The following is a 21,816-nucleotide window of genomic DNA, read 5'->3' on the forward strand; positions in this document are numbered from 1 at the left end:
GCGATGCTGCACGAGGTCGGCCGCACGCCCCTGCTGTGCGGCCGCACGGCCCGCGATCAGCTCTGGCTGCAGGACGGCGATCGCCGCATCGGCGTTCCTGGGCCGGTGCTGACCGACCCCGCGCGGTGCGATCGCAGGGTCGACCTGGTCTTCCTGGCGTTGAAGGCGACGCAGAACGCGGCAGCGGCGCCGTGGCTCGCGGCGCTGGGCGGCCCGCGCACGGTGGTGTGCGCGCTGCAGAACGGTGTCGAGCAGGTCGACTCGCTCGCGCCGTACTGCCCGCAGGGACGGATCGTGCCCGCGGTCGTGTGGTTTCCCGCACAGGCGCAGGCCGATGGCAGCGTCCGCCTGCGTGCGCCGGCGCGCCTCACCCTGCCGGACACGCCCGATGCCGGCGTCGTCGCCGAGGCGCTGCGCGGCACCCGTTGCGCCATCGAGCTGGTCGCCGACTTTCCTACCGTGGCCTGGCGCAAGCTGCTGCAGAACGCGGTGGCCGGCCTCATGGCGCTGGCGCAGCGCCGCTCCGGCATGTTCGCCCGCCCGGACATCGCCGGACTCGCGCTGGCGTATCTGCGCGAAGGCCTCGCCGTGGCGCGGGCCGAGGGCGCTGCGCTTGGCGACGAGGTGCCGCAGGCGATCCTGGACCAGTTCCAGTCCTCGCCGCCCGATCTGGGGACCTCCATCCTCAGGGACCGCCAGGCCGGCAGGCCGCTGGAATGGGACATCCGCAACGGCGTCATCGCCCGCCGCGGCCGCGCCCACGGCATCCCGACCCCCGTCAGCGACATCGTGGTGCCGCTCCTGGCCGCGGCCAGTGACGGCCTAGGCTGATCTGCTCGGCGGCCTGCTCCCACCTGTAGAGCGGAGCTTGCTCCGCTGGGGCTTTCCCGATGACGGCCGAAGCGCAGCGGAGCAAGCTCCGCTCTACAGAAATGGCGCGAGGTGAAAGGCATCAGAGGCCGTGATGAACACGACCTGCAAAGAACGACGGCGCCCGAAGGCGCCGTCGTTCCGGTCCTGTGCCTGCGTACCGCGCCTCAGCGCTTCACATCCGCCGGCAGATGTTCGACCAGATAGGCCGCGCCGGCCTTGACCACGGCGGCCGGGTCGCGCGGGTTGTCGTGCTCGATGATGTACCACTTGACCCCGGCGCGATCGGCGGCGGGCAGGATCGCCTTCCAGTTCAGCACGCCGTGGCCGACCGCGGCGAAGCCGCTCTCGTCGGCGGCCTGGCCTTCCGGCGCATTGTCCTTGGCGTGCACCGCGTACAGACGGCCCTTGAGCTTGCCCAGGTAGACCACCGGATCGTTGCCCGAACGCGCCACCCAGGCCAGGTCCAGCTCGGACTTCAGCGCCGGGCCGGCGCCCTCGAGCAGCAGCTCCAGGCCGGTCTTGTCGCCGAAGCGGACGAACTCGAAGTTGTGGTTGTGATAGGCCAGGGTCATGCCCTGTGCCTTGAGCGTGGTCGCCAGCTGGCCCAGCGACTTGCCCAGCGCGGTCCAGCCCGCGGCGTCCTTGGGCCGGTCGGCATCGTCCAGATAAGGCACCACCAGCACGCGGTTGCCGATGGCCTTGTTGAAGGCGACCACGCCGGGCAGATCCTTGCGCAGCTCGGCCAGCGGCACGTGCGAGGAGGTGACGATGATCCCGTACTTGTTCAGCAGCGCCTTGAGCTGCGGCGCGGTGGTGTCCTGCGTGCCCACGGTTTCCACCGCGGTGATGCCGGCGTCGTGGACCAGCTTGAGGCGGTCTTCCAGCGAGGGGATGTTGCGCAGCGAGTACATCTGCACGGCGATGGGCAGCTGCGCGGCGGTGCGCTCCTTGGCCAGCGCGGGAAGCGCTGCGCAGAGCAGCAGGGCGGTGGCGGCAAGGCGGCGGGGCAGGGTGAGCGTCATAGGTCCTCCCGGAGATTCGACGATCGAGGATGGCGGCGCGTGGTCACGCGTCGATGGATGTCCAGGCGCGCGTGCGCGCCGAGGCGATCACGCCCTCGACGATGCGCGCCGAGCGCAGGCCGTCGGCGAAGGTCGGCAGGCCTTCGGGCGTCTGCCCGGCGATGGCGCGGTAGGTGTCGGCGACGAAGGCCTCGAAACACTGCGCATAGCCCTGCGCATGGCCGGGCGGCAGCGAGGAGAGCCGGCGCTGCTCGGCGCTGCCCGCGCCCGGGCCGCGCACGAAGATCTCCTCGCGCTGGTCGGGTCGGCCGATCCACAGGCGCTCGCAGTCTTCCTGGTCGAAGGCCACGGCGGCCTTGGCGCCGTCGATCTCGAACCACAGCCGGTTGTGCCGCCCGGCCGAGACCTGGCTCACTGTCAGCGTGGCCAGCGTGCCGCGCGTGGTCTTGAACAGGGCCGCAGCCACGTCCTCACTGGACACCGCCTGCAGCGCACCGCCGGCGGCCGGCGTGGCGAAGCTCTCGCCGGTGCTCGCTCCGCGCTCGGCGATGACGGTCTCGAAGGCCGCGCTGACCTCGGCGAAGCGCTCGCCGCCGACCCATTCCACCAGGTCGCACCAGTGCGAGCCGATGTCGGCGAAGGCGCGCGATGCGCCGCCCAGCTTAGGGTCCACGCGCCAGTTGTTGCTGGCCGGATCCAGCAGCCAGTCCTGCAGATAGCTGCCGTGGATCAGGCGCAGCGGGCCCAGCTCGCCGTCGGCGATGCGGGCGCGCGCCTCGCGCACCACCGGGTGGTAGCGATAGACGAAGGGCACGGTGGCCACCAGGCCCGTGGCAGCGGCCAGATCGGCCAGCGCCTCGGCGTCGTCCAGCGTGGTGGCCAGCGGCTTTTCGCAGATCACGTGGCGGCCGGATTCCAGTGCGGCCTGCGCCATCGGCCGGTGCAGGTGGTTGGGCGTACAGACGTGCACCACCTGCACCTGCGGATCGGCCAGGGCCTCGTCCAGGTCGCGGTACGCGCGCGGCAGATTCCAGGCGCGCGCGGCCTCCCCGCCGCGGGCGGGCGAGGAGCCGACCACGCCGCGGACCTGCGCGCCGGCCAGCAGCGCGGCGCGGCGATGTACCGCGCCGATCATGCCGGTGCCGACGATGACGATGCCAAGCGGGCTCATGCGGTGGCGCTCCTCAATGCGTGGCCGAGGCGACGGCGGCCTTGGCCGGCCGATCGCGGAACAGCAGTAGGAAGGCGATCAGCACCACCAGCGCCACGCCGGCCGGGAACAGCCAGATGCTCTGCCAGTCGCGCCCCGCGGCGGTGGTGTAGTGCTCGACCACCGCGCCGGACAGGAAGGTGCCGATCAGCATGCCCACGCCATAGGTGGCCAGGGTGATGAAGCCCTGCGCGCTGCTGCGGAAAGCCGGACCGGCATGGGCGTCGGTGTAGATCTGCCCGGTGACGAAGAAGAAGTCGTAGCAGATGCCGTGCAGCACGATGCCGATCACCAGCAGCGCGAAGCCGCCGCCGGCATCGCCGTAGGCGAACAGCGCATAGCGTGCCACCCAGGCGGCCATGCCCAGCGCCAGCATGGTCTTGACCCCCAGCCGCGCGAACAGGAACGGCATGGCCAGCATCAGCAGCACTTCGGACACCTGGCCCAGCGACTGCAGCCCGGCCGCGCCGCGCACGCCCAGGTCGTTGAGATAGGGATTGGTGAAGTTGTAGTAGAACGACAGCGGGATGCAGATGGCGATCGAGGCCAGGAAGAACACCAGGTACGAGCGCGACTTCAGCAGCCCCAGCGCATCCAGGCCGATCATCTTGCCCAGGCTGGCGTTGCGCTGCTGCTCCAGCGGCGGGGTGTGGGGCAGGGTGAAGGCATACAGGCCCAGCAGCGCCGAGGCCAGCGCGGCCATGCGGAAGGTCAGCTCCAGGCGATGGGCCTGTTCCCAGCCCAGCCAGCCGATCAGCACGCCGGCCACGATCCAGCCGACGCTGCCGGCCACGCGCACCGGCGGGAACTGCTTCTCCGGCACCTGCATGTGGCGCATGGCGATGCTGTTGGCCAGCGCCAGGGTGGGCATGAACAGCAGCATGTAGCCCATCACGCAGGCGGCGAAGGTGTCGAACGTGGTGGCCACCGAGGCGCCCCACATCAGCGCCGCCCCGGCCAGGTGCAGCACGGCCAGGATGCGCTGGGCGGCGAAGTAGCGGTCGGCGATCAGGCCCACCAGGAAGGGCGCCACGATCGCGCCGATGGACTGGCTCAGGAAGGCCGTGGCGACCTGGCCCGCGCTGGCCTGCAGCGGGCCCTGCACCAGATAGGTGCCCAGGGTCACGAACCACGCGCCCCAGATGAAGAACTGCAGGAACATCATCGCGCCGAGGCGCGACAGGATGGACGTCATGACTTCCCCTCCCAGGTCAGTGGTGTCTTAGAGCCCCAGCAAACCGCGCAGCGCTTCCGGGCTGGCGCCGCTGTCGGCGAAATCGTCGAAGGCGTGTTCGGTCACGCGGATGATGTGGTCGCGGATGAAGGGTGCGCCTTCGCGCGCGCCGTCCTCGGGGTGCTTGAGGCAGCACTCCCATTCCAGCACCGCCCATCCGGGGAAATCGTACTGGGCGAACTTGGAGAAGATCGCCTTGAAGTCGATCTGCCCATCGCCCAGCGAGCGGAACCGCCCGGGCCGGTCGATCCAGTCCTGGTAGCCGGCGTACACGCCGCTGCGCGCGCTGGGGCGGAACTCGGCGTCCTTGACGTGGAAGATGCCGATGCGCGCGTGGTAGCGGTCGATGAAGCCCAGGTAGTCCATCTGCTGCAGCAGCAGGTGGCTGGGGTCGTAGAGGATCTTGGCGCGCGGGTGATGGTCGACCACCTCGAGGAAGCGCTCGAAGGTGGCGCCGTCGTGCAGATCCTCGCCCGGGTGGATCTCGAAGCACAGGTCCACATCGCAGGCGTCGAACGCATCCAGGATCGGCCGCCAGCGGCGACCGAGTTCGGCGAAGGCCTCATCGACCAGACCGGCCGGACGCTGCGGCCAGGGGTAGAAGTACGGCCAGGCCAGGGCGCCGGAGAAGCTGGCGTGCGCCTTCAGGCCCAGGCGCTGGCTGGCCTTGGCCGCCAGCTTGAGTTGTTCGACCGCCCAGGCCTGGCGCGCGGGCGGGTTGCCGCGCAGCGATTCCGGCGCGAAGCCGTCGAACAGCGTGTCGTAGGCCGGATGCACCGCGACCAGCTGGCCCTGCAGATGGGTCGACAGCTCGGTGATCTGCACGCCGTGGCCGGCCAGCATGCCGGCCAGATCGTCGCAGTAGTCCTGGCTCTCGGCGGCCTTGGCCAGGTCGAAGATGTGTGGTGCGCTGGTCGGCACCTGCACGCCGCGGTACCCCAGGCCTGCGGCCCATTGCGCCAGCGTGTCCAACCGGTTGAATGGCGCGGTGTCGCCAATGAACTGCGCCAGGAACAGCGCCGGGCCCTTGAGCGTTCGCATGCTTTGCGTTCTTGATGCAATCGATTGCACGATCCTAGCATGGCGTCGTGGCCGCGCACGTTGTGCATTGCACCGCAAGGCCGCGCCTGCCTGGGCGCCGCTGCCCGCGGCATAGCCATGGCCACCAAGGACGTGACACGCTTGCCCCATGCCGACCATCTACGACATTGCCAAGCACGCGGGCGTTTCGGCCGGCACGGTCTCGCGCGCGCTGTCGCGGCCGGAGAAGGTGCTGCCGGAAACGCGTGCGCGCATCGAGCGCGCCGTGGCCACGCTGGGCTATGTGCCCAACGCGGCCGCGCGCACGCTCAAGACCCAGCGCACCGGCAAGATCCTGGTCACCGTGCCGGACATCGCCAACCCGTTCTTCGCCCAGATCCTGCAGGGCGCCGAGGACGCCGCGCAGGCGGCCGGCTATGCGGTGCTGCTGGGCGATACCCAGCAGCAGCCGGCGCGCGAGGAACGCTACGCGCAGATGCTGCGCCGGAACGAGGCCGATGGGCTGATCGTGCTCGGCCACCGGCTGCCGCCGACCGCGCGGCAGATCGTCAAGCAGCTGGGCGCCGCGGCACCGGTGGTCAACGGCTGCGAGTTCGATCCGGCGCTGGGCATCCCCAGCGTGCACATCGACAACGCCGCGGCCGCGCGCGCGGCGATGGAGCATCTCTATGCGCTGGGCCACGCGCGCATCGCCGTGGTCGGCGGTCCGCCGGACAATCCGCTGCACCAGCAGCGCCTGCAGGGCGTGCGCGCGGCGGCCAAGGCGCGTGGCCGGGTGCGCCAGCTGCGCCTGGTGCCGGGGGACTTCTCGGTGGAATCGGGGCATGCCGCGGCCAGCGCCTGGCTGGGCACCGACGATGCGCCGACCGCGGCGTTCTGCTTCAGCGACCAGTCGGCGCTGGGCGTGCTGGCGGCCTGCCGCGAACGCGGCCTGCGCGTGCCGCGCGACCTCTCGGTGGTCGGTTTCGACGACCTGGCCTCTTCGCGCTATCTCACCCCGCCGCTGACCACCGTGGCCCAGCCCATGCGCGAGATCGGCGTGCGCGCGGTACAGCTGCTGCTGGACATCCTGGCCGCGGCCGACGTACCGCTGCAGCAGACGCTGACCTTCGAACTGATGCTGCGCGGCTCGACCGCCCCGCCTAAGGCGTAAGCGCTGCGGTGTCCAAGGGCCGCTAACCGCAGCCGCTAAAAATCTCTAGCGTTATCCCCGCGAAGGCGAAATCCGCCCCTCCCCTTTCGCGCAGCGAAGGGGGAGGTTGGGAGGGGGTTGCTCTTGCCTTTGCCTTTGCCGCGAAGAGCAACCCCTCCCCATCCCTCCCCTTGGCCTTCGGCCAAAGGGAGGGGGCAAAACGCGCGCCGCTTCGAGACGGCCAGCGCTCTTAGACCGGGCAGGCCGCCGCCGGCGCGGCGTCGGCCGCGGTGCCCCAGCCCTGCGGGTCGGGCTGCGTGCCCAGGGTGTAGTCCAACGTGCCGCCCTGCTTGAGCGCGTCCACGTCCATCCACACCGCCGACTGCGGCTTGCCGTTGAAGCGCACGCCCTGCACGTAGCGCGGGCCGGCCTGCGGTGCGGCATTGCCGCGCACGGTCAGGGTGCGGCCGTTGCCCAGGTCGATGCGCGCGCGGATGAAGCGCGGCGGATGCAGCAGCATCTGGCCGGTGCCCGGCATCAGCGGCGAGAAGCCCAGCGTGCTGAACAGATAGAACGCCGACATCGTGCCCAGATCGTCGTTGCCGGTCACGCCGTTGGGCGCGTTGGTGAACAAGGTCTGCACCGAGGACAGCACCGTGGCCGTCTTCCACGGCTGGCCGATCAGGCTGTACAGCGCCGGCACGTGCATGGTCGGCTCGTTGTTGGGGTTGTAGCGGTACTGGCCGTAGTAGCTATAGGGCCCGCCGACCCAGGCCTTGCGCGCCGCGCCCTGCGGATCGGCCACGAGCTGGTCGTAGGCGAAGAAGTCGTCCAGCCGCTTGCCCATCGCCTCGCGTCCGCCCATCGCCGTGGCCAGGCCCGGGATGTCCTGCGGCACCAGCCACTGGTACTGCCACGCCGTGCCTTCATGGAAGCCGTAGTGCGAGCGCGGGTCGTAGGTGCCGGTGGGTGGGGTGAACCACTGGCCATCGGCCAGGCGCGGACGCGGGAAGCCCTGGTAGCCCGAGGCCCGCTCGTGCAGGTCCGCATCCCAGACCTTGTGCCAGTTGCCGCCGCGCGTGCGCAGCGCGGCCGCGTCGTCGCCATGGCCCAGCCTGTCAGCCATCAGCGACAGCGCGCAGTCGCCCAGCGCGTACTCCAGCGTGGCCGAGCCGCCGTTCTGCGGATCCACGTCCATGCCCTTGGCCGGGAAGGTGCGGTCGAAGAACACGAAGCCGTTGCGCAAATAGTTCACATTGCCCGCGCGGCCCTCGTGGCGCGAGGCCAGCGGCGGCACGCCCCAGGCGTTCTTGCGCAGCGCGGCCCAGGCCTGCGGCTCCAGGCCCTTGAGCGCGCCGTAGCGCCACAGGTCCACCAGGAAGGGCGTGACCGGATCGCCGGTCATGGTGTTGGTGTCGAAGTTGGCGTAGCCCCAGCGCGGCAGCCAGCCGCCCTGCGCGTCGATGGCCAGCAGCGAACGGCCGATGTCGCGCGCGCGCTGCGGCTCGATCAGCGCCAGCAGCTGGTTCTGCGAGCGGTAGGTGTCCCATAGCGAGAAGAACTCGTAATAGGTCCAGTCCTTGGCCTCGTGGATGGCGTCGTCGTAGCCGCGGTAGCGGCCGTCGGCGTCGTTGCCGGTCATCGGCTGCAGCAGCGCGTGGTAAAGCGCGGTGTAGAACACGGCGCGGTCGTCCTTGCTGCCGCCGTCGATGCGGATCTTAGACAGCGCCTGCTGCCACAGCGCACGCGCGTCGCGGCGCATCGGCTCGAAGGCGCGCAGCTTGCCGCCCTGCATGCCCTCGCTGCGCAGGTTGACGCGCGCGCCCTCGGCATCGACGTGCGAGATCGAGGTGATCGCGGTGACCTGCTTGTTCTTGCTGGTGTCGAAGCTGACCCAGGCGCCGTTGAGCGGCTCGTACTCGCTTTCCATGCTGTCGCGCGCGCCCGGCGTGCCGCCGGCCTGGCCCCACACGCCGAAGGCCTTGAACGGGCGGTCGTACTCGATGCGGAACCAGGTCGCGTACTGATGCCCTCCGCAGAAGCTCAGCGTGGTGATCTTGCCCTCGACCACGCGATCGCCGACCACATGCACCTGGCTGCCGATCACCCGATGCTTCTGGTTGGCCTGGCCGACGTTGATCAGCACGTGGCCTTCGCCGGCGGAGGCCGGGTAGGTGTAGCGCTCGCCCGAGGCGCGGGTCAGGGCGGTGGTCTCTACCTCGATGCCGCCGTAGTCGGTCAGGCGCACGCGGTAGTCGCCGGCCTGGCCGGTCGAACCGGCCTGCGTGTAGCGCGCGCCGTACTTGGTCTGGTCGAAGACGTCGTTCTTGGACGTATCGAAGTCACCGCCGGGGCCGATGCGGCCGGTCACCGGCAGCACCGAGACCTGGCCGCCCTGTTCCCAGCAGCCGGCGCCGGAGATGAAGGAATGGCCGAAGCCGCGGATGCGCTCGTCGCCATCGCGCCAGCCGGCGTAGTGCGAGCCGATCGGGCTGACCTGGATCATGCCGAACGGCGCGGCGGCGCCGGGGAAGGTGTTGCCCTCATCGCGCGTGCCGATGAAGGTGTTGACCTGCGCGGCCAGGTCGTCGTCGGCGGCGCGCGCCAGCGTGCCGGTGACCGGCAGCGCCAGCAGCAGGGCCACGCAGACGGCGCGGCGGCCATGGCGCAGCAGGGCGCGGCGGCGCGCGTGGGGGGTGGCGGCCGACAGCGGCGCGCGGGCGGGGTGGTCCATCGTGCTTCCCTCGTGATCGGTGCAATGGCGGCGCGCCGCGGCGGCGGAGCCAGCCAGGCGTCGACCCGATTTAGAACGATCCAAATCGACATTTCAAGCCGATTCGGCCATAGGCGACGCAAATGTCAGCCACGCCTGCGAAAACCGGCGATCGCGTCGAAGGATGCACCGCGTCGATGCTGCGGACGCACATGGATCCAGCGCGCGGCATGCCGTAGGGCCGCCATGGCGACGACACCATCGCCATGCCTGACGCCGCGCCACCGACGCGGCGACTTGCGGCCGGCACCGGCCATCGCGCAGCATGGCCGGTGCTGGGCCGTTCCAGCCAGGCCCAGGGCATGCGACACATGGCCGATACCCCCCGCAGGATCACGCTCAACGACATCGCCCATGCCTGCGGGGTGTCGCGCGCCACCGTGTCGCTCGTCCTGCGCAGCAGTCCACTGGTGCATGCCGACACGCGCGAGCGCGTCGAGGCCGAGATGCGCCGCCAGGGCTACGTCTACAACCGCGCGGCGGCCAACCTGCGCCAGCGCGTGTCCACCGCGGTGGCGCTGGTGGTCAACGACCTGGCCAACCCGTTCTTCGCCGAGTTCGCCGCGGGCGTGGACGAGGCGCTGGGCGCCAAGGGCTATGTCACCCTGCTGGGCAGCAGCGGCGAATCGGCGCAGCGCCAGCGCCAGGTGCTGGGCTCGCTGATGGAGCACAACCCGGCCGGGGTGATCCTCTCGCCGGCCGAGGGCAGCGCCTTCGCCGACCTGGAGACGGTGATCGGCCGGCACACGCCGCTGCTGGTGTTCAACCGCGAGGTGGCCGGCAGCGCGTCCAAGGGCTTCCTCTACGATTTCATCGGCCTGGACAACCGCGCCGGCGCGCGCGCGGCGACCGAACTGCTGCTGGCGCAGGGGCACCGCCGCATCGCCTTCTATGGCGGGCATGCCGACTCGAGCTCGTGCCGCCAGCGCCGCGCCGGCTATCGCGAGGCCATGGCGGCGGCGGGGCTGGAGGTGCCCGATGCCTGGATGATCGAGACCGCGCCCACGCGTCTGGAAGGCAACGCCCGCGCCGGCCTGCTGTTCGCCGATGGCGCCACGCCCACCGCGGCGGTCTGCTACAACGACGCGGTCGCGCTGGGGCTGATGCTCGGCCTGGTGCGCGAGGGGCGCCAGCCGGGCGTGGACTTCGCGGTGACCGGCTTCGACGATATTCCCGAGGCGGCGGTGGGCGTGCCGCCGCTGACCACCATCAGCACCGATCCGCGCGAGCGCGGCCGCCAGGCCGCGGCGATGGTGGTCGAACGCGCCGCCCACCCGGGCATGGCCCGCCGCACCAGTGTCGTGCCAGCGTTGCTGACCCAGCGTGCGAGTACCTACGGCAAGGCGAAGGCGCGGCGCTGAAGCGGGGTGTACGGGATCGCCATTGGCGATGTGCGTTGCCTACAACGATCGCAATGCGCGCGAAGTGGTTTCTTCGCGCCGACGGCAGCCGTGCCCGCGCGCTGCGCATCCACCCGTAGCGGATGCACTTGCACAGCGTTCCGCACTTGTGGAGAGGACAATCGCTGCGCGATGCGCTTGGTGGGAGCCGCCATGGCGGCGATGAGGCTCTACCTGTAGAACCCCGTCGCCGCCATTGGCCAAAAGGCCACAAGGACGGCTCCCACTTGTAGAGCGGAGCTTGCTCCGCTGCGTTTCGGTCGGATCGTCGGGAAGCCCCCAGCGGAGCAAGCTCCGCTCTACAAGGTGGCTGCGATTCGATCTGAGGGACGGTTGCTCCCACAGGGAACTTCGGCGCCACCGCCGGGCTTGCGCGACATGCGCGCGATGCACGCCTCTCAGGCGAAACCCACGCGCCACGGACGTGGCAGCGTTTTCAGATCGCGCGCCTGTCCGGTGTTCGCTGCAGGGCAGCATGCCTTTTCGGAAGCGGCGTGATATTTCTACGCCGCGCCAGTTAGATCGATCCAAATGCGGGTTTCATGAACGGGCCATCGCCAGGCCTGGCTGCCCCGTCGTGGATGCGACCGCCTGGTACACGCCACCGCATCGTCGTGAAGTTCATTCAACGAGAGAGAGACGCAATGAACGACAGCTCATTCCCCAAGCGCCAGCTGCTGGCGCTTGCCATCGCCGCCAGCTGCGCGGCGGCATCCGCGCCGGGCTGGGCCCAGCAGGCCGCCACGCCCGCGCCCGCCAATGCCGCCCCGGCCAACGTGCCGCAGACCGATGCGTCCCAGACCGGCGCACCGCAGCAGGCGACCGACCTGGACAAGGTCACCGTCACCGGCTACCGCTATTCGATCGAGCAGAGCCTGGATCAGAAGCGTGAGGCCAATGCGGTGGTCGAAGTGGTCACCGCCGAGGACGTGGGCAAGTTCCCCGACAAGAACGTGGCCGACGCGCTGCAGCGCGTGCCCGGCGTGATCATCACCCGCGACGGTGGCGAGGGTAAGAACGTCAGCGTGCGCGGCCTGTCCTCCGAGCTGACCCTGACCGAGCTCAACGGCAACTACGTGGCCAGCGCCGAGACCAACGGCGATCCCACGCGCTCGTTCAACTACACGCTGCTGCCGTCGAACATGCTCTCCAGCGCCGAGCTGTTCAAGACGCCCGAGGCGCGCCTGGACGAGGGCGGCATCGGCGGCACGGTGATCCTGCACACGCGCCGTCCGCTGGAGCAGGAAGCCAACAGCGGCTTCGTCTCGGCCGAAGGCACCTGGGCCGACACGACCAAGAAGACCGACGGTCAGTTCTCCGGCTCCTACTCCTGGCACGACAAGGACGACCGCTTCGGCGTGTTCGTCGGCTACACCCAGCAGAAGCGCACCGTGCGCACCCTGGGCGTGGATACCAGCGCCTGGAACTGGTACAGCGACGACAACGAGGCCCACCCGGCCACCGACGTCAACGGCAAGCCCTCCAACTTCGACAGCTACTGGTGGGGCGAGTCGGGCTTCTACGACCAGAACGGCAAGTACTACACGAATTTCATGATGCCCAACGTCGTGAACTTCAAGTCGGAGAAGGAGGAGCGCGAGCGCAAGGGCGGGCAGATCACCCTGCAGTTCAAGCCGACCGACGATCTGACCTTCACCGCCAACTACTTCCGGTTCGACATGGACCGGAACTCGCAGACCAACACCTTGTCGGTGCCGGAGTGGAACCTGGCCCGCTATTCGGGCGACGGCAATTGGCCGGGCGGGCGCCTGCTGGACGGGCTGACCATGGATCCGAGCGGCACCGTGGTCACCGGCGCCCAGTACAGCGTGCACCCGAACAAGACCTACTACTGCAGCGAGGCGGCCGCCGCGGCCGGCGGCATGCGGCCCGGCGGCTGGGGCCCTGACGATTGCACCATCCCCACGCCGTGGCTGACCGGTTCGTACAACCGCGAGAAGGCGCGTTCGCAGATGGCCGACTTCGAGCTGGCCTGGACCAGCGAGCGGCTGGACATCGCGGTCAAGGCCGGCCGCACCTGGGCCGATGGCGGCCCGCAGGTGCAGATGACCATGCCGGTCAAGCCGCGCCTGCCCACCACGGCCGGCAGCAACGGCACCACGGTCAACGGCACCGGCGCCTACACGCTGGGCAACTACTACACCGCCTGGGATCTGACCGGCACGCCCTCGCTGCAGGTCTCGCCCGAGCTGATGAACAACCTGCGCAACGGCATCGGCGAGATCGACCTGGGCTCGACCGGCTCGTCGTGGACGCGCAACAGCACCTGGCAGAAGTTCGCGCAGAGCGACTTCACCTGGCGCGGCGAGACCGGCAGCGTGCTCGATTCGATCCAGTTCGGCATGAAGTACCGCGACGGCGGCACGCGTCGCAGCACAGGCAACAACTACTGGGTCTGCCAGGGCGCCGATCCGTCCGACTACGACAGCCGCTTCCAGAACGGCTGCGATCCGGCCGCCTCGGTGTTCCAGTCGCAGTTCCTGTATCCGGAGCAGATCGGCAACATCGCCGGTGCGTTCAACACCAACGCCTTCCCGGCGATCAACTACCCGGCCTACATCGACTATCTCAACAAGACCTACGGGCCGATGCAGACCCGGCAGGAAGACAACTTCGTCTTCAACGTCGGCGAGAAGATCTATTCGGCCTATCTGCAGGCCAACTTCCGCACCGAGCGCCTGCGCGGCAACATCGGCCTGCGCCTGGTGCACACCGACCAGCATGCCGACTCCACCGACCGGGTCGATTACTACAACGACTACTTCTTCGACGATGCGGCCGGCAATCCCGCACCCTGCCTGCCGGGCAACCTGCCGGCGGCCGGCGCACCGGCGGGTTCGGGCTGCGTCAGCGGCTTCACCACGCTGCCGGACAGCCAGACCAACCCGGCCAGCGGCCACATCTCCTCGTTCGTGGTCAGCTCGCTGGACCGCAGCTACGTGGACCGCCTGCCGAGCTTCAACATCGCCTACGACCTGACCGACAACCTGGTGTTGCGCGGCGCGGCGTCCAAGGTGATGGCACGCCCGAGCTACGGCGACATCGCCGCGCCTGGCGGCCTGCAGTACTACAGCCAGGAATACGTCAACGACCGGCGCCTGATCGGCGGCGGCGACGTGACCGGCTGGTACGGCTCGGGCAGCAACAAGGCGCTGGAGCCCTACAAGGCCAACCAGTACGACTTAGGGCTGGAGTGGTACTTCCATCCGGGTTCGGTCGCCGGCGTCGGCCTGTTCCGCAAGGACGTGAGCAACTTCCTGCTGCCGGTGGTCCAGGACGTCACCCAGAACATCGGCGGGCAGAGCGTGGTGGTGCAGAACTACTCCACCACCGCCAGCGGCCGCGACGCGGTGTCCGAGGGCGTGGAGGTCTATGCGCAGCACACCTTTGATTTCGGCCTGGGTCTGCAGTTCAACTACACCTACAACAAGACCAACGAGGCACCGGTCACGCTGGAGGACGGCACCGAGATCGGCAAGTCGCCGCTGGTGGGCAGCGCCAAGAACCAGACCAACCTGACGGTGTTCTACGAAACCGAGAAGCTGCTGCTGCGCGCGTCCTACAACCGGCGCGGCCAGGTGGTCGACGGGCTGGTCAGCGGTCTGAACGTGTACGAGGAGCCGTATCAGCAGATCGACCTCAACGCGGCCTACAACTTCACGCCGGCCTTCAGCCTGACCGCTTCGATCCTCAACCTGACCAAGGAAGAGACGCGCACCTACCTGGGCAACGACACCAAGGCGCGCTTCAACTCCAACGGCTATGCCGGTCGGATCGCGTTCCTGGGCCTGACCTACAAGTTCTGATGCGGGACTCCCCGCGCCTCTCCCCGGGGCGCGGGGCTTTTTTTGGTTTTCTCCGGATTGAGGCATCTTGGTTGGGGGCGGTGCGGCTTCCTTCGGAGGGCGGATTCTCCGGCTTCGGAAGGGCAGCGGTCCGGCGGGCGGTGTCCGCTTTTCCCTCAATCAGGGCATCCTGCCCTGATTCGGGCGCTCGGCTCCTGCCTCGCTCGTCGCTGCCACCGCCCGCCGGCCCGCTGCCTCGTGCGTCGGGTTAGAGGGCTTCGGTTTGAGCGCCCTCCCTTGCGCGCAGCGCAGGGGAGGGATGGGGAGGGGTTGGGGCTTTACCGGGCAAGCCACAGAAACAAAAGCAACAGCAACAGCACCCCACCCCGCCGACCCTCCCCTTCGCCTGCGGCGAAAGGGAGGGGGCAGAGCGCTTGCTCGATGCCTTCGAGTTTTAAGAAGTCCTGATCTATTCGTTGCAGAGCCTCGACCCGGTCGGGCGCGCGGAGAGCGGGCCAGGATGGAACGCGGCGGCGAGTCCGCCGTAGATTGCGGACCGAGCCGAGGAGCCGCGCCTGACCGGGGCGAGACTGGTCGGCGAAGTCCGCTCACCGGCCCGCGCATGTCGTCAGCAAGCGCATGTCGCCGTACTCCGGCGAAGAAACCTCTTCTTCGAGCATGATGCGGAACAGTGTCTACAGCATCACCAACGGATACATGCATGGGTGACAACCGCATCGGCAGCGTGGTGGTGGTCGGCGGCGGCAGCGCCGGCTGGATGGCCGCCGCGGCGCTGGCCACGTACCTGGGCCGGCAGGCGCGCGTGCGCCTGGTGGAGTCCGAACAGATCGGCATCGTCGGCGTGGGCGAGGCCAGCGTGCCGCATATGCGCACCTTCAACGCGCAGGTGTTGGGCCTGGACGAGCGCGAGTTCGCCCAGCGCACGCAGGCCACGGCCAAGCTGGGCATCGCCTTCGAGGACTGGGGGCGGATCGGCGAGCGCTATGTGCACGGCTTCGGCACGATCGGCCAGTCCAAGGGGCCGCTGCCGTTCCACCAGTTCTGGCTCAAGCAGTTCCTGGCCGGGCGCGCGGAACCGATCGGGGCGTATTCGCTGCAGACGGTGATGGCGCCGCTGGAGCGCTTCGTGCCGGGCGTGGCGAATGCGCCGGCCGGTTCGCCGCTGGCCGATATCGCCTACGCCTATCACTTCGATGCCGGGCTCTACGCGCAGTACCTGCGCCAGGTGTCCGAGGCGCGTGGCGTGGAGCGCATCGAAGGCCGCATCGTGCAGGTGCACCAGCATCCCGAGACCGGCCACGTGACCTCGCTCACGCTGGACGGCGGGCAGCAGGTGGAGGGGGAGCTGTTCGTCGATTGTTCGGGCTTCGTTGGCCTGTTGATCGAGCAGACCCTGCAGGCCGGCTACATCGATTGGTCGCAGTGGCTGCGCTGCGATCGCGCGCTGGCCGTGCCGTGTGCGCGCAGCGGGCCGATCGCGCCGTACACGCGCGCCACCGCGCGCGGCGCCGGCTGGCAGTGGCGCATCCCGCTGCAGCACCGCACCGGCAACGGCTACGTGTATTCCAGCGCGTATGTGGACGACGACCAGGCCGCCGCCACGCTGCTGGGACATCTGGATGGCGCGCCGCAGGGACAGCCGCGCCAGCTGCGCTTCACCACCGGCATGCGCCGCAGGTTCTGGCAAGGCAATGTGGTGGCGCTGGGGCTGGCGGCCGGGTTCCTGGAGCCGCTGGAATCGACCAGCCTGTACCTGGCCCAGTCCGGCATCAGCCGGCTGCTGGCGTTATTCCCTACGCGCGACTTCGATCCGCTGCTGGCGCAGCGCTACAACCGCGAGTCGGCGTTCGAATACGAACGCGTGCGCGATTTCCTGATCCTGCACTACCACGCCACCACGCGCGAGGACACGCCATTCTGGCGCGACTGCCGGACGATGCAGGTCCCGGAGAGCCTGCGCGAGGCGATGGAGCTGTTCGCCGCCGACGGGCGCTACTTCCGCAACGGCGAGGATTTCTTCGCGCTGCCCAGCTGGGTGCAGGTGATGCTGGGCCAGGGCATCGTGCCGCGTGGCTACCATCCGATCGTGGACGACATGCCGCAGGAGGCGCTGGCCCGCTACGTCGAAGGCACGCGCGAGCGTTTGGCCGAAGCGGTGGCGGCGATGCCGACCCACCAACAGTTCTTGGATCGTTACTGGAAGGCGGAAGCACCATGATCGAACGTGTGATGGCGAGCGCCCGGCCCGGGCTGCGGTGGTCGCGTGCCTGGCTGGCCGTGTTGCTGTGGCTGGTCGTCGCGCCCCTGCAGGCCATGAACGTGCAGGACCTGGGCGCCACGGGCCACTGGCAGCTGCGCCTGTTGCCTGGCAGCGCGCAGGCCGCGGCGCATCCGCGGTTCACCGCGTGGCAGGCGGCGCAGGTGCCGGGCACGGTGCATACCGATCTGTTCAAGGCCGGCCTGATCGCCGACCCGTACGTCGGCGCGCCGGAGGCCGGGCTGCAGTGGATCGGCCTGGGCGACTGGGAATACCGCCTGGTGTTCGACGCCGATGCGGCCGCGCGCCAGGCCGGGCACACCGAGCTGGTGTTCGACGGGCTGGACACCTTCGCCGAGGTGACGCTCAACGGCACGCGCGTGCTGCAGGCCGACAACGCCTTCCGCCAGTGGCGGGTGCCGGTCACCGGCCGGCTGCGCGCCGCCGGCAACGAGCTGCGCGTGGTGCTGCGCTCGCCGATCGCCACGCTGCTGCCCAAGGTGCAGGCGATGCCGGTCAAGATCGCCGGCAACTATCCCTCGCCCTACGGCGATGAGCCGCGCGATGCGATGACGGCCAACTTCGTGCGCAAGCCCGGTTACCACTACGGTTGGGACTGGGGTCCGCGCTATGTCACCGCCGGCGTGTGGCAGCCGGTGCGGCTGGAGAGCTGGGACACGCTGCGGGTGGCCGACCTGCACCTGCGCCAGGACCAGGTCAGCGAGCAGGTCGCCAGGCTCACCGCGCAGGCCACGCTGGAGGTGCAGCGCGCCGGCGACTACCAGGCGAGGCTGTGGCAGACCGCGCCGGACGGCACGCGCACGCTGGCCGCGCAGCAGCGCGTCGCGCTGGCGGCAGGCCAGGCGCAGCTCGCCCTGCCGGTGCAGGTGGCGCGGCCGGCGCGCTGGTACCCGGCCGGCTACGGCGCACAGCCGCTGTACCGCTATACGCTCGAGCTGCTCGATGACCAGGGCCATGGCGTGGCGCAGGTCACGCGCCGCACCGGCCTGCGCAGCGTCGAGCTGCGCCGCGAGGCAGACGCCGGCGGCCGCAGCTTCGAATTCGTGATCAACGGCATCCCGGTGTTCGCCAAGGGCGCCAACGTCATTCCCTTCGACATGTTCGTGCCCAGGGTGAAGCATGCGCAGCTGCGGCGCGTGCTGCAGGCGGCGGTGGACGCCAACATGAACATGGTCCGCAACTGGGGCGGCGGTTACTACGAGAGCGACGATTTCTTCGACATCGCCGACGAGCTGGGCCTGCTGGTGTGGCAGGACTTCATGTTCGGCGGCGGCATGCAGCCGGCCTACGATCCGGCCTTCCGCGCCAACGTGGTCGAGGAGGCGCGCCAGCAGGTGATCCGCCTGCGCAACCATCCCTCGCTGGTGCTGTGGTGCGGCAACAACGAGGAGGAGACCGCGTGGAAGTCCTGGGCCAGGGCAAGACGCTGAAGGAGGCCGATCCGGCCTTCGCCCAGCGCGTCTGGGAGGGCTATGTGCAGCTGTTCGGCACCGACCTGCGCGAGGTCGTGGCGCGCGAAGGCGGCGGCATCGCCTACTGGGCCAGCTCGCCCAGCGACGACCTGGCCGAGCAGGCCAACATCCCCTCCAGCGGCGACATGCACTACTGGGAGGTGTGGGGCAACCCGGCCCGGCCGCCGACCGCCTATCTCGACATCACCCCGCGCTTCATGTCCGAGTACGGGCTGCAGGCCTGGCCCGCGCTGCGCACCATCGACGCGTTCGCCACCAAGGCCGAGCAGGGCGTCGACACGCCGGTGATCCGTGCGCACCAGAAGTTCATGGCCGGCGAGGGCAATACCCGCCTGCTGCACTACATCGCGATGGAGTTCGGCCAGCCGCGCGACTTCCCCAGCTTCGTCCAGGCCAGCCAGGCGATGCAGGCCGAGGGCATCGCGCTGGCCGCGCTGCATCACCGCGCCAGTCGGCCGCACACGATGGGTTCGCTGTACTGGCAGCTCAACGATGTCTGGCCGGGCGCGTCATGGTCCTCGGTCGATTGGTTCGGGCGCTGGAAGGCGCTGCAGTTCCAGGCGCGGCGCTTCTTCGCACCGGTGACGGTGGCGGCGCTGCGCGCGCAGGGCGAGACCGAAGTGAGCGCGATCTCCGACCGCACCACGCCGCGCACCGGCACCCTGCGCCTGCGGGTGATGGATCTGGATGGCAAGGTGCTGCGCGAGGAGCGCCGCACGCTGACGCTGGCGCCGCTGTCGGCCACGCAGGTGGCCCGCTACAGCGACGCGCAGCTGCTGGGGCAGGCCGATCCGGCGCGCACGGTGGCGGTGTTCGAGCTGCAGGTTGCCGGCGAACCGGACGCACGCCAGGTGGTGTACTTCAAGCCGGCCTATGCGCTGGCCTGGCCGCGGGCGAAGGTGCAGGCGCGCTGGATGCAGGACGATAGCGGCCTGCGGCTGGAGCTGTCCTCGCCGCAGCTGGCGCGCATGGCCTGGATCGACTTCGGCGCGCTGGATGCGCAGGTCTCGGACAACGCGCTGACCCTGCTGCCGGGCGAGCCGGTGGTGGTGCGGGTCGCTTCCAGCGTGGACCCTGCCGCGCTCAAGGCGGCGCTGCGCGTGAGCAGCGTCGCCGATGTGGTGGGGCCGGCGCCGGCGAGCCCGAACTGATCGGCTCGGTGGGCTCCTCCCTGTAGAGCGGAGCTTGCTCCGCTGGGGCCTTTCCCGCGAACTGAACGAAGAGCAGCGGAGCAAGCTCCGCTCTACAGGCAGGCTGCTGCAAGACCTTGCTTCTATGCATCAAGGCGCATGCAGCCGGTTGTAGGACACATCCAGCCAGGCGGGCTTCTCGGCGTACATCTCGCGGATCAGGCGCTTGAGCAGGCCGATCAGCGCCTCATCCTCGTGGTGGCGGTAGCTGAGGATGATGGGCGAGGTCGCGCGCTCGTCGTCGACCAGCCGGTAGTGCAGGTCCGAGCGCTGCAGCCGCGCCGAGGCGGGGATCAGGCAGATGCCGGTCTCGGCCGCGACCAAGCCCAGGGCGGTCTGCAGCTCGCGCACCTCCTGCACCTCGGGCGGGCGCACGCCGTGGTCGCGCAGCAGCGAGAGCACGTGGTCGGCGAAGCTGGGGCGCGGATCGCTGGGGTAGACGATCAGCTTCTGCCCCTTCAGCTCGGCCGGCGACAGCGGCGCGTCGTCGCCTGCCAGGGGAAAGGCGGGCGGGATCGCCACCACCAGCCGCTCCTCGCGCAGCACCAGGCGCTCGACGCTGGTGTCGCTGGTGCGCAGGCGGCCGAAGCCGATGTCGATGCGGCCGCTCTTGAGCGCCTCGACCTGCTGGCCGGACATCAGCTCCACCAGCCGCACGTCGGTGTCGGGCAGCGCCTGGCGCAGGCGGCGCACCACGGTGGGCAGGCCGCCGTAGAGCGTGGAGGCGACGAAGCCGATGTTGATCACCCGGCGCTGGCCATGGCCGACGCGGCGCGCGGCGTCCTTCATCTGCTCCACGCGGCCCAGCACCTGCTGGGCCTCCTCGTAGAACAGCCGGCCGGCGTCGGTGAGGCGGATGGGGCGGCTGCTGCGCACGATCAGGGTCACGCCCAGGTCCTCTTCCAGCTGCTGGATCTGGCGGCTCAGCGGCGGCTGGGCGATATGCAGCAGTTCGGCGGCGCGGGTGAAGTTGCGCTCGCGGGCGACGGTCACGAAGTACTTGAGCTGGCGCAGGTCCATGGGCATTCGACCAAAGTTTGGCCATGACGGAAAGGTAATGATGCGGCGCAATAAAGCAGAAGAATCGCGGCTCTAGGCCTAGATCATACCTTCAGGGTATCGATCCAGATCAAACATGTCTTGGACGCGGCGCGCGGTCGGTCCCAAGAATCCACCCCATGGAACCGCGCACCCTGTCTCCCGTCCCCACCTCCGCCGCGACGATCGAGCGGGTGGAGACGCTGCTGATCGATCTGCCCACCATCCGGCCGCACCGCCTGTCGGTGGCGACCATGAGCGGCCAGACGCTGATGCTGGTCCGCCTGCACTGCAGCGACGGCGTGGTCGGGCTGGGCGAGGGCACCACCATCGCCGGCCTGGCCTATGGCGCCGAGAGCCCCGAAGGCATGAAGCTGGCCATCGACACCTATGTCGCGCCGGTCCTGCTGGGCAGCGATGCGCGCCGCGTGCAGGCGCTGATGGCGCGCGTGGGCAAGCTGGTCAAGGGCAACCACTTCGCCAAGTGCGCCGTCGAGACCGCGCTGCTGGACGCGCAGGGCAAGCGCGTGGGTCTGCCGCTGTCCGAGCTGCTGGGCGGACGCGTGCGCGACCGCCTGGGCGTGGCCTGGACGCTGGCCTCGGGCGACACCGCCCGGGACATCGCCGAGGCCGAGGCGATGCTGGCCGCGCGCCGGCACAACGTGTTCAAGCTCAAGATCGGGCGCAAGCCGGTGGCCGAGGACGTGGCGCACGTGGCCGCGATCAAGCGCGCCCTGGGCGATGCCGCCAGCGTGCGCGTGGACGTCAACATGGCCTGGAGCGAGACCGAGGCGGTGCGCGCGCTGCCGGCGCTGGCCGATGCCGGCTGCGAGCTGGTCGAACAGCCGGTGGCCTCGGCCGCGGCCCTGACCCGGCTGATGCGCCGCTTCCCCATCGCGCTGATGGCCGACGAGGTGCTGACCGGCCCGGACAGCGCGTTCGAACTGGCCAGGATGGGCGGTGCGGACGTGTTCGCGGTCAAGACCGAGCAGTCCGGCGGCCTGCTCGCCGCGCAGAAGGTCGGCGCCATCGCCGATGCGGCCGGCATCGAGCTCTACGGCGGCACCATGCTCGAAGGCGGCGTGGGCACGATCGCCGCCGCGCACGTGTTCGCCACCTTCCCGCGCCTGCAATGGGGCACCGAGCTGTTCGGGCCGCTGCTGCTGACCGAGGAGATCCTGGCCGCGCCGCTGGTCTACCGCGACTTCCATCTGGAGGTGCCCAGCGCGCCGGGCTTAGGGATCGCCCTGGATGAGGAGCGCATCGCCGCATTCCGCCGCGACCGCAGCCGCACCACGGTCGCGCCCACCGGTACGGAGGGCTGAG

At 69.7% G+C, this 21,816-nt stretch carries 12 protein-coding genes and 1 pseudogene; 7 read left to right on the plus strand and 6 right to left on the minus strand.

Annotation, left to right across the window (positions count from 1 at the left end; all coding sequences use genetic code 11):
• Window positions 1-3 precede the first annotated feature (3 nt).
• Window positions 4-831 (plus strand): oxidoreductase, encoded by an 828-nt coding sequence (locus ACFJIT_RS01835; protein WP_379654849.1) that lies wholly within the window; start codon window positions 4-6, stop codon window positions 829-831.
• Between the two features lie 206 nt (window positions 832-1,037).
• Here ACFJIT_RS01835 and ACFJIT_RS01840 read toward each other — a convergent pair whose 3' ends face one another.
• The 4 genes from ACFJIT_RS01840 to ACFJIT_RS01855 are packed head-to-tail and all read right to left on the minus strand — an operon-like array spanning window position 1,038 to window position 5,380.
• Window positions 1,038-1,895 carry a sugar phosphate isomerase/epimerase family protein gene (locus ACFJIT_RS01840; RefSeq protein WP_379654850.1) on the minus strand — a complete coding sequence of 286 codons (858 nt, stop codon included), beginning with the start codon at window positions 1,893-1,895 and terminating at the stop codon, window positions 1,038-1,040.
• A gap of 43 nt (window positions 1,896-1,938) precedes the next feature.
• Entirely contained in the window at window positions 1,939-3,066 is a 1,128-nt protein-coding gene (locus tag ACFJIT_RS01845; protein ID WP_379654851.1) for a Gfo/Idh/MocA family protein, read from the minus strand.
• Between the two features lie 13 nt (window positions 3,067-3,079).
• Complete coding sequence (locus ACFJIT_RS01850) at window positions 3,080-4,300, minus strand: nucleoside permease (RefSeq protein ID WP_130516913.1); 1,221 nt, start codon at window positions 4,298-4,300, stop codon at window positions 3,080-3,082.
• 27 nt (window positions 4,301-4,327) lie between these two features.
• Window positions 4,328-5,380, minus strand: a complete 1,053-nt coding sequence (locus ACFJIT_RS01855) for a sugar phosphate isomerase/epimerase (RefSeq protein WP_130516915.1) — start codon at window positions 5,378-5,380, stop codon at window positions 4,328-4,330.
• 148 nt (window positions 5,381-5,528) lie between these two features.
• On the opposite strand from ACFJIT_RS01855, the gene ACFJIT_RS01860 reads away from it, so the two are divergent.
• The gene (locus ACFJIT_RS01860; RefSeq protein WP_379654852.1) at window positions 5,529-6,533 is read left to right on the plus strand and encodes a LacI family DNA-binding transcriptional regulator; all 1,005 of its coding nucleotides are present in this window, start codon (window positions 5,529-5,531) and stop codon (window positions 6,531-6,533) included.
• Between the two features lie 229 nt (window positions 6,534-6,762).
• On the opposite strand, the gene ACFJIT_RS01865 is transcribed toward ACFJIT_RS01860, so the two are convergent.
• Entirely contained in the window at window positions 6,763-9,246 is a 2,484-nt protein-coding gene (locus ACFJIT_RS01865) for a GH92 family glycosyl hydrolase (protein ID WP_379654853.1), read from the minus strand.
• Between the two features lie 341 nt (window positions 9,247-9,587).
• On the opposite strand from ACFJIT_RS01865, the gene ACFJIT_RS01870 reads away from it, so the two are divergent.
• The 4 genes and pseudogenes from ACFJIT_RS01870 (at window position 9,588) to ACFJIT_RS01885 (ending at window position 19,413) form a co-directional block, all read left to right on the plus strand.
• On the plus strand, window positions 9,588-10,646 hold the full coding sequence (locus ACFJIT_RS01870) for a LacI family DNA-binding transcriptional regulator (RefSeq protein WP_379655693.1): 1,059 nt from the start codon (window positions 9,588-9,590) through the stop codon (window positions 10,644-10,646).
• A 683-nt stretch (window positions 10,647-11,329) separates the two neighbouring features.
• The gene (locus ACFJIT_RS01875) at window positions 11,330-14,512 is read left to right on the plus strand and encodes a TonB-dependent receptor (RefSeq protein WP_379654854.1); all 3,183 of its coding nucleotides are present in this window, start codon (window positions 11,330-11,332) and stop codon (window positions 14,510-14,512) included.
• 700 nt (window positions 14,513-15,212) lie between these two features.
• Window positions 15,213-16,730, plus strand: a complete 1,518-nt coding sequence (locus tag ACFJIT_RS01880; protein WP_379654855.1) for a tryptophan halogenase family protein — start codon at window positions 15,213-15,215, stop codon at window positions 16,728-16,730.
• Window positions 16,731-16,741: 11 nt separating this feature from the next.
• Window positions 16,742-19,413, plus strand: a pseudogene (locus tag ACFJIT_RS01885) (glycoside hydrolase family 2 protein).
• Window positions 19,414-19,542: 129 nt separating this feature from the next.
• Here ACFJIT_RS01885 and ACFJIT_RS01890 read toward each other — a convergent pair.
• Window positions 19,543-20,472: a LysR family transcriptional regulator gene (locus ACFJIT_RS01890; protein ID WP_130524331.1), complete on the minus strand. Its 930-nt coding sequence runs from the start codon at window positions 20,470-20,472 to the stop codon at window positions 19,543-19,545.
• Between the two features lie 158 nt (window positions 20,473-20,630).
• On the opposite strand from ACFJIT_RS01890, the gene ACFJIT_RS01895 reads away from it, so the two are divergent.
• Window positions 20,631-21,815 (plus strand): muconate/chloromuconate family cycloisomerase, encoded by a 1,185-nt coding sequence (locus ACFJIT_RS01895; protein ID WP_379654856.1) that lies wholly within the window; start codon window positions 20,631-20,633, stop codon window positions 21,813-21,815.
• The last annotated feature ends 1 nt before the right edge of the window (window position 21,816 follow it).

The organism is Pseudoxanthomonas sp. UC19_8 (genome assembly GCF_042700505.1).
GTDB classification, from domain to species: domain Bacteria; phylum Pseudomonadota; class Gammaproteobacteria; order Xanthomonadales; family Xanthomonadaceae; genus Pseudoxanthomonas_A; species Pseudoxanthomonas_A winnipegensis.